Source organism: Microcoleus sp. PH2017_09_SFU_O_A (assembly GCF_020738625.1).
In the GTDB taxonomy this organism is placed as follows: domain Bacteria; phylum Cyanobacteriota; class Cyanobacteriia; order Cyanobacteriales; family Microcoleaceae; genus Microcoleus.
The window spans coordinates 68,839-79,291 of the sequence record NZ_JAEQCF010000032.1; the positions used below are offsets into that span (position 1 = coordinate 68,839).

Genomic DNA, 10,453 nt, shown 5'->3' on the forward strand with positions numbered 1-10,453 from the left:
TTCTCAAAAAGGTGAGGTATGACTGACAGGTTATATAACCACTGAAACCAAGAGGGCTGAAGCCCAACAACGTACCTCATCTTTCTGAGAACCGCTATATCAATTGACTTTTGATATATTGAAACTCCCGAATCTGAGCTTTTTTAAGGCAATTGATAACTGCTCGATCGCACAATCAATTCACCTTGACTGGGGTTGCGGCTGAAGATAAAAGCTCCTTCTTTAGTTTCACCGCTTGACAAAAAATCAATTTGCTGATCTCCAGATTCCAAGACTTCGCCCTTGACGCGCAGTTCCGCTACAACTTGCACTGATTCTGCCGTTTCGCCGCCCGTGTTAGTAACTTTAAACGGTACGTAAAATTGCCCTTTGGTGGCGCGAATTGGCTCGTTGCGAGTCACAGAAATCACAGGAGGTTCCTGTTTTTTAGTCACCCAGTTGTAAAGTACGAGTCCGGTGATGGTAGACAGGATCGAACAGGCGATCGCAAATGTTACCCATTCAGCAAAAGTTCTTTTTTCCGGTTGTTCCATTTTACTTTCGGCATTACTGTCACTCATACCGCCAACCTCCCCGCCGCGCCGCCAACAGTCGCCGGCAATCCCAATACTAACGTATAGCCCAACCAAACAGACCAAGGGTCGTCAAAGCTGAGTTTGTGGAAGAAAAACAACATAAATGCAGAAGCCACCAGCGATACTAAATACGCCATCACAGTTTCGCTGAGGGGACGCTGAAAAATTCCTCGCTGCTGCTGGCGTTTTGCTTGAGAAGTAAAGTCGGCTGCGAATACAATACCGTAGGAAATTAGCAGCGAAGCGGCGATAATTGCTAATTGCCAAGGTGGCGAAATAGCTGCCGCTAGCATGGGAATTTCGTCAGTTGGGGCGATGTTGAAAGCAATTATCATCGCGCCAATTAAAGTAGCACCGATATCTGCTAAAGTGGGATTAATCATCGGTTCGCTGTCGCTGTCTGAGCTTTGATAGCGATCGCCACTCAAGAAACCGCTTGCCAGGGCCACTCCCAAGGCAAAGGGCAAGCCTTCAAAAATGATTTTCCCCAAAGCTTCTTGCAGCGGAGTCTCCGGCGTAATTTCCCGGAGCAAAAACAGGATAACAGCGGCGCAGACAATGCCAATCGCGATCGCTTCTACGGTATCGATTGCAGCATCCCGCCACCGGATGTCCTTAGTTTTGCGAAAGCCTTCAGTGCGAGTCAGCAAGAAAACGACGATAAAAGTAGTTATAATGGCGATCGACATTTGCGCTGGTTTAGTAGAGGAACCGATCCACCAAACCTCCATCGTATACAGCAGCGGAATCCCGAACAAAAATCCGCCAGATGCACCTCGAATGATATCGTTTAGTTCATTTGACCACTGATTTTTACGTCTTTTTGACTTGTTCATATTTGAGTGAAAACGCGCCTCTAAAAATTGGGAAATTAACTATTTTTTAAACATTCTCTATAATACAATATTTATGGTATTCTTTCTCTAACCCGGGACAGAGATTTTATATTATGTCATGTCCGATTACGCGCAATAAAAAAGGTTTGTAGTGAGGACTTTAGTCCTCGGAATGGATGCGGACTAAAGTCCTCACTACAAACCAATATAGCAGAATTTTCCTCTTCTGTATCAGTTGTTTCTTTCACCAGAACAATAACTCTGACTTCTTGGTTAGCTGCTAAGTATTTTAAGATGGTATCGGGAAATTCTATTTTCCCGCCCTCTGTGACTTTTGCTGGAAACTCGTAGGCTTTCGTGATTGTTATATCTGGTTTTTTACAACATTATGCAGTTTGTGATTTAGTTTCTATTTGCTTAACTTGATTCTGCAACCTTTCAACTTCATCAATTAACTGCAACACTGTAATTGCAATATCAGGTCTAACTTCAGGTTGGGCAGTATTGTCAATCTGTGACTGTGCCCACTTTTGCAGTTGCTTTAACTTTGTTAGTTTGCTAAAGACAGGATTTCCATCATGTTCAGCAATACTAGCAACTTCCTGACTAAATGCAACTAACCTAGCAAATAGTTCATCCTTCCACGAACCTGCAAAAATGCGCTGATTCACTGTATAATGTACCTGGTTAGGATCAGTGAATGTCACTTGAGGATTAGCTAAAAACTTATTATCTAAACCTTGTGATGAATCAAATGTTTCGCAAACACTATTTAATATTTGTGTGAATTGTTCCTGTTCTTCAACTGTCAGCAGACGCTCAAACAACACAGTATGAGTATGTGCAGTAATGCCATTATCTGTAGTTGTACGATTTGTAGAACGAATTTTTAAATCGTTCATGGTGTAATTGTTTTTCATTTATCCTGCTTCCTGGCAAGGTTGAAAGTCAGCTTTTTCATTTAAAAAATCAAAGGCATTAATTGAAAACCATATTTGCTGTGCGGAGAACATCACATTGGCAATTGGCTCAATTCTAGCTTCTCCTCTATCCAGCAGATAGTTTAATTCTACCACAGGCAAAGACATTTCAATAACTGTGCAGCCTAAATCGTCTAAACCTGGTGATAGGGCAGCAAAGAACCAGGCTACTTCTGGATCTAACGCAGCGTACCAACCTTGACCTAATTGTACAGGCTGAGTTTGCAAAACTAGCAAGCGATCGCCATTTAACCCGTTATTCAAAATATCCAATGCACTCTCAATATCTGTACCGTGATAGAGTGTTACGATTGCCATAACTATGACTTGAATAAGTGTGGTTATTCGCAATCGTCTCATAATGTTTGTTGCTAAACAACGATATTTTTTTTCTTTTGATCGTGTTTAGGCATGAGTGTTGAACAACAGCCTCATGATCTGTACTCCTTAAATTCTTCTAGAGGTTCGTCAAAATCATCGGACATCCAAACCATTCCTTTAGCACTCCCTGCTTGCCGATTGGGTTTAGCTTGTTTGGGAATTACTACCAATTTTACAACAGGCTGATTATCTTTACTAATGGCAACTTCTTCACCTCTCATCGCCGCTTCGATTAATTCCAGAAGTTTTTCTTTAGCCTCAACAATGTCTACTTGATACATAACTTGTGCCTCCTTAATATCAATTTACAACATCACCATTCTAACTCAATTCGATAAATCCTCTTCCTCCAAATCAACAGATTGTACTTCCATATCATCCGACTGCAACTGAGCAGGAGTAGCCGGAATCGCTGCAATAATTGCATCTATCACTCTAGCCACCGGAATAATTTCCATCCCCAAATCTGGCACGGATTGATTCTTAGGAATAATCGCCCTTTTGAAACCCAATTTCGCCGCTTCCCTTAGCCGTAACTCTAATTGCGACACCGGCCGCACTTGTCCTCCCAAACCGACTTCTCCGAGCAAAACTGTGCGCGCATCAATTACCCGATCGCGAAAACTGGCCACAACTGCGATCGCCACCCCCAAATCCGCCGCCGGTTCCTCCACCTTCAACCCGCCTACCGACGCCACAATCACATCCAATTTAGACAAAGGAATCCCCACCCTTTTCTCCAAAACAGCCAAAATTTGCTGCAATCTACTACTATCCACACCAGTAGTAGAACGGCGTGGCGCACCAAAACTTGCAGGGCTGACTAACGCCTGAATCTCCACTAAAATCGGTCGAGTTCCCTCGCAAGCAACCGTCGTCGAAGTACCCGGAGAAAATTCATCTTTATTGCCTAAAAACAACTCCGACGGATTATCTACTTCTCGCAAACCATTGGCTACCATTTCAAAAACACCGATTTCGTGAGTCGCGCCAAAACGGTTTTTCATCGATCGCAAAAGGCGATGAGAAGCAAAGCGATCGCCCTCAAAATACAGTACAGTATCTACCAAATGCTCCAAAACCCTCGGCCCCGCCAAAGATCCATCCTTAGTAACGTGACCAACCAAGAATAAAGTAATATTTTCCCTTTTTGCAACCTGCATCAAAGCAGACGTACATTCCCGTACCTGAGCTACCGAACCCGGAGCCGATGTTAAATTAGCAAAATAAATAGTTTGGATGCTATCAATCACCGCCACATTCGGTTTCAGCGCTTCCAACTCCCGCAAAACAACTTCTAAATCCGTCTCTGGAAGCAAGTAGAAATTCTCCGCTGAATTGTCCTGGGAATCCGTTTTAGCCTCCCCATTGCTATCAGATATATTTCCGCCATTGCTTGACAAATTAACCGGATTAGCCACGCCCAAACGCTGCGATCGCAATTTTACTTGCTGACCAGACTCCTCCGCACTAACATAGAGTATTCTATCCTTGCGCGCCAACATATTCGCCATCTGTAATAGCAGCGTCGATTTCCCGATTCCCGGTTCCCCGCCAATCAACACCAGCGAACCCGGAACAATCCCACCTCCCAAAACTCGATCGAGTTCCCCATAGCCAGAAGGCCAGCGAGACTGAGTTTGGTCGGAAATCTGCGATAATCTAAAAGATACCTTTGGTTGACCCTTCGACTTATCAGGAGGCGAACCGCCCACTGACTTAGTTGTCACCCCAGTCAAACCAGCCCGTGGCCCACCAGCAGTATGTGGTTCTAACTGCTCGTCAAAAGAATCCCACTTGTGACAGCTAGGACACCTGCCAAAATATTGTGGTGAATCATACCCACATTCCCGACAAATATATTGTATTCGAGGCTTAGGCATTGTTTACTATGATAAATAGTCACCCTAACATTTAGAAAAGTCTGAGTTAAAGCAATTATCAAGCTTTCAGACCGATCGCCATACACGATTCAATCTGTATATTCTATGATAGGGTACAAAAAATTAAGATTATCTGAAATGTAACTTAAGGAGTGCTCGGTAACTTGGAAAATCATAAAGAAAAAATTCTGGTAGTCGATGACGAAGCCAGTATCCGGCGCATTCTGGAGACTCGCCTTTCCATGATTGGCTACGATGTCGTCACCGCTGCTGACGGTGAAGAAGCTCTCGAAACATTTCGCAACACCGAACCCGACTTAGTAGTTTTGGACGTGATGATGCCGAAGCTCGACGGTTACGGCGTGTGTCAGGAGTTACGCAAAGAATCAGACGTACCCATCATCATGCTAACCGCTTTGGGAGACGTAGCCGATCGCATCACCGGTTTAGAATTGGGCGCCGACGATTACGTCGTCAAACCTTTCTCTCCCAAAGAGCTCGAAGCCCGCATCCGTTCGGTACTGCGCCGGGTTGACAAAAACGGCGCTTCAGGCATTCCCAGTTCTGGAGTCATCCACGTAACTAATATTAGGATTGACACCAACAAGCGCCAAGTTTATAAAGGCGACGAACGAATTCGGCTCACAGGCATGGAATTCAGCTTGTTAGAGCTGCTTGTCAGCCGTTCTGGAGAGCCTTTTTCGCGATCGGAAATTTTGCAAGAAGTTTGGGGATACACGCCAGAACGCCACGTAGACACCCGCGTTGTGGACGTTCACATCTCCCGGCTGAGGGCAAAGTTGGAAGACGACCCCAGCAATCCTGAATTAATTCTCACCGCCCGCGGCACCGGCTATCTATTCCAGCGCATTGTCGAAATTGGCGAAGTCGGTTGACAGTTGACAGTTGGCAGTTGGCAGTTGACAGTTGGCAGTTGGCAGTTGACAGTTGGCAGTTGGCAGTTGGCAGTTGGCAATTGGCAGTTGTTAAATTATCAACTACTCCTTATAAAACTTAAGCATAGGTATCCAGAAACCGGGTTTTTCAACCAAAATACTGGTTAAAACCCTCAATCTCGGTTAAAAACCCGGTTTCTTGGTGAGCGAGTGCATCAAAGCCTAAATGACAACTATCAACCATCAACTGTCAACTATCAACTGTCAACTGTCAACTATCAACTGACCAATGACAAAATCTGATCCAAATAAAGTATTGCGGCAATTACCCTTAGTTGCGGGAGGGTTAGCAGGTACGCTGCTGGTGGTCAACCGCTTACTGACAGAGCAAATTACAGACTCTCAAACTCGATCGGACGTTTTGGGAGTAATTATCAGCGCCCTGCTGATTTTAACAGGTTTGCTGTGGCAACAGGTGCAAGCGCGATCGCCCGATTCGGTACAGCTTACCGGCTCTGAAGGCTTCGAGCTGGCGCCGGATTTGCCCGATGCCGTCAAGCTAGAATTAGCCTGGGCGTCGCGTTTGCTGTTGACAAATACGGCCACAAGGGCGATCGTCATTGTATATCAAGGAAAAGTCTTATTGAGGCGCGGCATCTTAGGCATCAATCCCGAAGTCAAGCCAGGGCCAATATTGCAGCGAGTGCTCGACAAAAACAAACCAGTTTATTTAGTAAAGCTCGATATTTATCCCGGCAAAATCGAATTCGACTATTTGCCAGAAAATACCCAAGGAGTGATCTGTCAGCCGATCGGCACTCAAGGCGTATTAATATTAGGTGCTAACGCGCCGCGCAGCTATACCAAGCAAGATGAAAATTGGGTTGAAGGCATTGCCGAAAAACTAGAAAATACCCTCAACCAATTTTAGATTTTAGATTTTAGATTTTAGTTGGTAGGGTTTTGGTGTCCGCAGCTTCGGCTAGAGACAGTCGTAGGGTGCGTCAGAATACGTTATTGTCTCAATCATGGAAAAGCTATTTTCTGACGCACATTCTATCACGAGATGGCGATGGGTGGAGTTGCAGGGGTAGGTCAAATTCAGTTGTTGCAACCATTTTTTACCCTGCTGGCTTCGGCTATTTTGCTTGGTGAAACAGGCGGAGCCGATCGCCCTCGGTACAGCTTGTTTAGTTGTAGCGAGCGTAGCAGTGGGTAAAAAAGCAGCCATTAAGTAATGAGAATTAAATAACTTACAATTTAATGATTCTTGTGGGATGGGCAGGAGAACCCGTACAGAAAGGACGGGTTCTTCTGGCCTATCCCACTTTCAAGAGTGTAAATTATTTAATTTGCGTTCCTAAGCGGGCAGAAGATTTGTGAGGATCTCGACTATATCTAATGACAGATGTAAACCGTGGACTATTTCTATTGAATACTACTAATTAACTAAAACTTTAGGAAAATAGTAATGTTAGATATTGATGAAATGAGTTCAAAAGAAATACACGAACTCCTACACACAGTAGGATACGGTCATCTGGGCTGCATCCACGAAGGCAAGCCCTACGTGATACCCATGAATTATTATCTCGAAGCAGATGACATTTACCTGTTTACCACGATCGGCATGAAGACTCACGATCTTGATGCGAATCCCGAAATTTGTTTGCAGGTTGAAGAAATACGCGAGCCTCTTCATTGGCGCAGTGTTATTGTCAATGGTCGAGCTTTGCGCGTGACTGAGCAAGCAGATCTCGATCGAGTAATGCACCTCGTCAAAGAGCGCAATCCCATGCTATCACCTGCGATCAATCGCACTTGGATTGATAGTCAGGGACGTTCCGAGGCGATCGCAATTTACCGCGTCCACGAAACTGAAATCAGCGGGCGCACCACTGATGGAGTCAGCAGTAAGAAGCCATAGGAGCACTCTTGTCAACCGTGCAGCAAACTTATGAGGCAACTTGTTGACTTTTTATGGCATCTCATTCGCCTATTTGGACACTATCAACTCAGCAAGTCTACGAAACTCTTTCAACTTCCCAAAAGGGACTTTCAGAAGCAGAAACAGCAATCAGAATTAAGCATTACGGGTTTAATGAACTGCCCGAACCAGCGAAGCGATCGCTATTACTCCGCTTCACCGATCAGTTGACTCATTTCATGGCACTCTTGCTCTGGGTTGCAGGTGGACTGGCTTTTGTCTCCGGTACACCAGAACTCGGCTGGGCAGTCTGGGCTGTGATCTGGATTAATGCCGGTTTCAGTTTTTGGCAAGAATTCCAGGCAGAACAAGCGTTAACAGCACTCAATAAAATGTTGCCCGCGCGAGCCAAAGTCTATCGAGATGGGAAGCTAGGTGAGATTTCGGTTAGGGAGATGGTGCCGGGAGATGTCATGCAGTTGGAAGAGGGCGATCGCATCTCTGCTGATGCCAGACTGGTTTCGGCCCAGTCTTGTTATGTCGATGTCTCGGTGCTGACTGGAGAATCGCTGCCGGTTGCCCGATCGGCGGAACCTGTAGCCACTGAAAAGATGCGTGCCTCCGAATCAAGCAATCTGGTTTTTGCGGGTTCTACCGTTGCGGCAGGGCGTGGATTAGCGGTCGTGTACGCTACAGGAACTCAGACCGAGTTTGGTCAGGTTGCCCATCTCACTACAACGGTGAAACGAGAACCCAGCACCCTGGAAGTTCAAATCAACAGCGTGGTGCACGTCATCACGGCGATCGCCCTTGGGCTGGGTGTTGTGGTGTTTCTGCTGACTAACCTGTTGGTGGGTATGGAACTCAAGGAAAGCTTCATTTTTGCGATCGGGATTATTGTGGCATTTATAAAAAAACATTCGGCAAGCGGAAAACTCAGAGGCTTCAGCCCGCTCGATGTAAGCGGCACGGGTGGTTTCAACCGCCGTGAATTTTTCTTAATTCTTAACACTTGAAAGCAGAGAAAGACGTTAAAATACAAACTAAGGAGGTGAACCAGATTGCTAACAAACTATGTTTATAAGTTGCGACCCAATCAAACACAATCATCAAAAATGTCGGATTGGATAGATATGCTGCGAAGCCAGTATAATTGGTGCTTGAATGACAGAATCTGTCAGTACAATCAGCAGTTTATCCAGGGTAACTACTGTGACATCAGAACAAAAAGCGAAGCTTCACCATTGACCTGCTTCGTAAGTAAAAGTGGCGCAACCGGAAATCCTTGGAAAGATTCTAAGTTTGACTTTGAAGGTAAGCGTCGAAATCCTCGTCGAAGTGCTGGTGACATTCAGATTACAGCATTACCTGAGTTAAAAATGGCTAGACCTTGGTATAGTAGAATAGACTCAACAGTTTTACAACAGAATGTTAAACGCTTAGACATTGCCTACAAAAACTTCTTTGAAGGTAGGGGTTTTCCTAAATTCAAGAACCGCAGTAATTTTACATCTTTTACTTATGCGATGGGGGTGAAAATTAAGGGCAATAAAATCTACTTACCTAAACTGGGATGGATGCGGTTTCACAACTCTCGCTCAATCCCAAGTGGTTTTACCATCAAGGCTTGCACAGTTAGGAAACGACAGAATGATTGGTATGTTTCCGTGAGAATAGAAGATAAGTCTGTACCTGAATACAGCCCCAAAGCTCTCGGTAACAATCCCAAAGTAATCGGTTGCGACTTAGGACTCACTAAACTGGTTCATCTTTCTGATGGCTACCAAATTGAGAACCCTAGATTTTCAACCAACAAAAAAGCTAAACGTACTCTGAAAATTAGACAGAGACGGGTTAGCCGCAAAACAAAAGGCAGTAAAAACCGCAAAAAAGCAGCTATCAAAGTTAGCAGATTTCATCAAAAAATTGGTGATAAACGCCAAGCGTATCAATGGAAAACTGCGAATAAGATTGTATCTAGAAGCATTGATGCAATCGCCTTAGAAGATTTGAATATCTCTGGGATGATGCGCCGATGCAAGGTAAAAAGTGATGAGAAAACTGGGAGGTTTCTGAAGAATGGGCAATCCAGGAAAAAGGGATTGAATCGTGCTATCTCCGATGCAGGCTGGGGCGATTTAGGATTAAAGATTGAGTATCTGGCTGCAAAGCAAGGAAAAATCGTAATTAAAGTTAATCCTAAGCACTCTAGCCAAGAATGCAGAAATTGCGGTCATATCGACCAGGAAAATAGAGATGAAGAAAAGTTTATCTGTGTGGAATGTGGATATCACGAACACGCCGATATTGGTGCTGCAAAAACTATCAGAGATCGAGCTTTGAGAATGGTACGTGGGCCAGGACGCGAAACCTGGTGTTGAACACCTAAACGCCCAAAAGATATCAGCACCCTCTATGAGCAAACGTGCTGAGTTTGGGAACCTGAGCAATCAGGATATTAAGACCGCAATGTCTTAAGAATCTCAGTCGCTTCAGCGCTGAGAGTGTCAACATCAAGCCACAACTATGATGCTGGCGGCGATCGTAGCCTGCCAAATTGGAAACGTTTTCGCCTGCCGCAGTGAGCGCACTTCAATTTTTCGCTTGGGCTTCTTTAGCAACCCTTTAATCTGGTTAGGAATTGCGGTTGAGTGCGTACTGATTCTATCTATTATCTATTTCCCACCTTTACAAAAAGTCTTTGCGACTGCACCGCTATCGACCTGGCAATGGTCGCTGCTAATCGTCTGCCCACCATTAATACTAATCGCTGATGAAATACGAAAGAAAATTGTTTACAGTTCAGCTAAAAAGATTGAGGTTCTTGTGAAGAAGCCAGTTTGAACTCACATTTTGCACCATTCTCAATTACTTGTTTAGGAACAGGCAAGATGCCTGTTTCACTAAAGAGTGAATTTCTTGTGGAACAGGCATCTTGCCTGTTGCTGACAATTAGGAACAGGCAAGATGCCTGT

At 44.7% G+C, this 10,453-nt stretch carries 13 protein-coding genes and 1 pseudogene; 8 read left to right on the forward strand and 6 right to left on the reverse strand.

The features are described 5' to 3' along the window. Positions 1 to 143: 143 nt before the first annotated feature. The 6 genes from JGK16_RS14045 to radA all read right to left on the reverse strand — a co-directional run bounded on the left by JGK16_RS14045 (position 144) and on the right by radA (position 4,655). On the reverse strand, positions 144 to 560 hold the full coding sequence (locus tag JGK16_RS14045; protein ID WP_293180327.1) for a TIGR02588 family protein: 417 nt from the start codon (positions 558 to 560) through the stop codon (positions 144 to 146). Then, positions 557 to 1,411 carry a TIGR02587 family membrane protein gene (locus JGK16_RS14050; RefSeq protein ID WP_293193677.1) on the reverse strand — a complete coding sequence of 285 codons (855 nt, stop codon included), beginning with the start codon at positions 1,409 to 1,411 and terminating at the stop codon, positions 557 to 559. The genes JGK16_RS14045 and JGK16_RS14050 overlap by 4 nt, the downstream gene beginning before the upstream one ends. A gap of 386 nt (positions 1,412 to 1,797) precedes the next feature. After that, entirely contained in the window at positions 1,798 to 2,331 is a 534-nt protein-coding gene (locus tag JGK16_RS14055) for a hypothetical protein (protein WP_293180321.1), read from the reverse strand. Beyond that, positions 2,332 to 2,709: a hypothetical protein gene (locus JGK16_RS14060; RefSeq protein ID WP_293180318.1), complete on the reverse strand. Its 378-nt coding sequence runs from the start codon at positions 2,707 to 2,709 to the stop codon at positions 2,332 to 2,334. Positions 2,710 to 2,822: 113 nt separating this feature from the next. After that, positions 2,823 to 3,053, reverse strand: a complete 231-nt coding sequence (locus tag JGK16_RS14065) for a type II toxin-antitoxin system prevent-host-death family antitoxin (RefSeq protein WP_293180315.1) — start codon at positions 3,051 to 3,053, stop codon at positions 2,823 to 2,825. 45 nt (positions 3,054 to 3,098) lie between these two features. After that, positions 3,099 to 4,655: a DNA repair protein RadA gene (radA, locus tag JGK16_RS14070; protein ID WP_293180312.1), complete on the reverse strand. Its 1,557-nt coding sequence runs from the start codon at positions 4,653 to 4,655 to the stop codon at positions 3,099 to 3,101. Positions 4,656 to 4,819: 164 nt separating this feature from the next. Here radA and rpaB point away from each other — a divergent pair, with 164 nt between their 5' ends. The 8 genes and pseudogenes from rpaB to JGK16_RS14110 form a co-directional block, all read left to right on the forward strand. Next, entirely contained in the window at positions 4,820 to 5,551 is a 732-nt protein-coding gene (gene rpaB / locus JGK16_RS14075; RefSeq protein ID WP_071587789.1) for a response regulator transcription factor RpaB, read from the forward strand. Further along, positions 5,548 to 5,673: a hypothetical protein gene (locus JGK16_RS14080; RefSeq protein ID WP_293180309.1), complete on the forward strand. Its 126-nt coding sequence runs from the start codon at positions 5,548 to 5,550 to the stop codon at positions 5,671 to 5,673. The genes rpaB and JGK16_RS14080 overlap by 4 nt, the downstream gene beginning before the upstream one ends. Before the next feature lie 167 nt (positions 5,674 to 5,840). Then, positions 5,841 to 6,482 (forward strand): cofactor assembly of complex C subunit B, encoded by a 642-nt coding sequence (locus JGK16_RS14085; RefSeq protein WP_293180306.1) that lies wholly within the window; start codon positions 5,841 to 5,843, stop codon positions 6,480 to 6,482. Positions 6,483 to 6,623: 141 nt separating this feature from the next. Beyond that, positions 6,624 to 6,770 (forward strand): hypothetical protein, encoded by a 147-nt coding sequence (locus JGK16_RS14090; RefSeq protein WP_293180303.1) that lies wholly within the window; start codon positions 6,624 to 6,626, stop codon positions 6,768 to 6,770. Positions 6,771 to 7,022: 252 nt separating this feature from the next. Continuing rightward, a complete protein-coding gene (locus tag JGK16_RS14095; protein WP_293180300.1) occupies positions 7,023 to 7,478 on the forward strand; it encodes a pyridoxamine 5'-phosphate oxidase family protein in 456 nt (151 codons plus the stop codon). Between the two features lie 53 nt (positions 7,479 to 7,531). Further along, positions 7,532 to 8,494: a cation-transporting P-type ATPase gene (locus JGK16_RS14100; RefSeq protein WP_293193675.1), complete on the forward strand. Its 963-nt coding sequence runs from the start codon at positions 7,532 to 7,534 to the stop codon at positions 8,492 to 8,494. 99 nt (positions 8,495 to 8,593) lie between these two features. Beyond that, the gene (locus JGK16_RS14105; RefSeq protein WP_293180293.1) at positions 8,594 to 9,859 is read left to right on the forward strand and encodes a transposase; all 1,266 of its coding nucleotides are present in this window, start codon (positions 8,594 to 8,596) and stop codon (positions 9,857 to 9,859) included. Positions 9,860 to 10,001: 142 nt separating this feature from the next. After that, positions 10,002 to 10,322 (forward strand): annotated as a pseudogene (locus JGK16_RS14110) (cation-translocating P-type ATPase C-terminal domain-containing protein); the annotation flags it as partial. Positions 10,323 to 10,453 lie beyond the last annotated feature (131 nt).

What these genes read in the sequence shown, in the direction of transcription:
- JGK16_RS14045 (WP_293180327.1), bottom strand. Translation starts at nt 560, where the DNA reads ATGAGTGACAGTAATGCCGAAAGTAAAATGGAACAACCGGAAAAAAGA.
- JGK16_RS14050 (WP_293193677.1), bottom strand. Translation starts at nt 1,411, where the DNA reads ATGAACAAGTCAAAAAGACGTAAAAATCAGTGGTCAAATGAACTAAAC.
- JGK16_RS14055 (WP_293180321.1), bottom strand. Translation starts at nt 2,331, where the DNA reads ATGAAAAACAATTACACCATGAACGATTTAAAAATTCGTTCTACAAAT.
- JGK16_RS14060 (WP_293180318.1), bottom strand. Translation starts at nt 2,709, where the DNA reads ATGGCAATCGTAACACTCTATCACGGTACAGATATTGAGAGTGCATTG.
- JGK16_RS14065 (WP_293180315.1), bottom strand. Translation starts at nt 3,053, where the DNA reads ATGTATCAAGTAGACATTGTTGAGGCTAAAGAAAAACTTCTGGAATTA.
- radA (WP_293180312.1), bottom strand. Translation starts at nt 4,655, where the DNA reads ATGCCTAAGCCTCGAATACAATATATTTGTCGGGAATGTGGGTATGAT.
- JGK16_RS14085 (WP_293180306.1), top strand. Translation starts at nt 5,841, where the DNA reads ATGACAAAATCTGATCCAAATAAAGTATTGCGGCAATTACCCTTAGTT.
- JGK16_RS14090 (WP_293180303.1), top strand. Translation starts at nt 6,624, where the DNA reads ATGGGTGGAGTTGCAGGGGTAGGTCAAATTCAGTTGTTGCAACCATTT.
- JGK16_RS14095 (WP_293180300.1), top strand. Translation starts at nt 7,023, where the DNA reads ATGTTAGATATTGATGAAATGAGTTCAAAAGAAATACACGAACTCCTA.
- JGK16_RS14100 (WP_293193675.1), top strand. Translation starts at nt 7,532, where the DNA reads ATGGCATCTCATTCGCCTATTTGGACACTATCAACTCAGCAAGTCTAC.
- JGK16_RS14105 (WP_293180293.1), top strand. Translation starts at nt 8,594, where the DNA reads ATGTCGGATTGGATAGATATGCTGCGAAGCCAGTATAATTGGTGCTTG.